The organism is Carboxylicivirga litoralis (assembly GCF_025499605.1).
Classification (GTDB): domain Bacteria; phylum Bacteroidota; class Bacteroidia; order Bacteroidales; family Marinilabiliaceae; genus Carboxylicivirga; species Carboxylicivirga litoralis.
Genome location: NZ_JAFMVC010000108.1, coordinates 1 through 740, shown reverse-complemented (window position 1 = coordinate 740; position 740 = coordinate 1). Strand labels below are relative to the sequence as shown.

1 protein-coding gene is annotated in these 740 nt (G+C 45.5%); it reads right to left on the bottom strand.

Annotation, left to right across the window (positions count from 1 at the left end; genetic code table 11):
• Nucleotides 1-17 precede the first annotated feature (17 nt).
• The coding region (locus J1N10_RS20960) for a hypothetical protein (protein WP_262328678.1) at nucleotides 18-740 on the bottom strand (723 nt) is incomplete at its 5' end.

Here is a 740-nt window from a genome sequence, read left to right as displayed (position 1 = left end):
TATGACATATCAAGCTCTTATGCTTTCTCTGTGATAGTTCCCAATAGCGTTACCTTAACGGCAGGGTGGTAAATCTTATCACCTGATACCGATTTCGGCATGTTCAGCTTTGGTGTAATATCCATTGATGGCTTCAACCATTTTGGATTGGCAAGCTTGTATTGGAATTTGCGTTTTGTGGTATCAGTATCATCAAATACTGCACATGAGATTTCAGGTACAATTACCTTCGTGCCTAATGTCATCTCGAAAGTACCGTTCAGGATTGCCGGAGGTAAAGCAAACTGACCAAAAGCAAAATCTGCCGGGTCGTTGTCTTCTTCCGATGCTCCATGAGCGTACTCAAGAACAATATCAGTTAACAGGAAATACTTTCCCGAATCCAACTGCGCACGGTTCAGGTTGGTACGACCAGCCTTCTTATCATCCGATGCCTCCATCAAATCAATGTCGGACTTATCCTTAATCGACTTAACGGTGTAGATTGCCGTGTCAACGGTTTGCATACGTGCATCTTTCAATGCTTTCTGCACTTCCGGTGGCAATTGCTGTCTGCGAAGCTCAAACTGACCTTTTGAAGTCAGGTCTTTGGTAAGTCCTGTTTTTACAGCCGTACTTCTTGCTCCGGCATTGTATGACCTACGTACAGCACGTTTTCGGCTGGTTCTTCTGCGACTTCTTCGCCCTCTGCGTCTTGTTCTACGGCGTGAACGACCTAAATCGCCAATGCCTTCGACCGC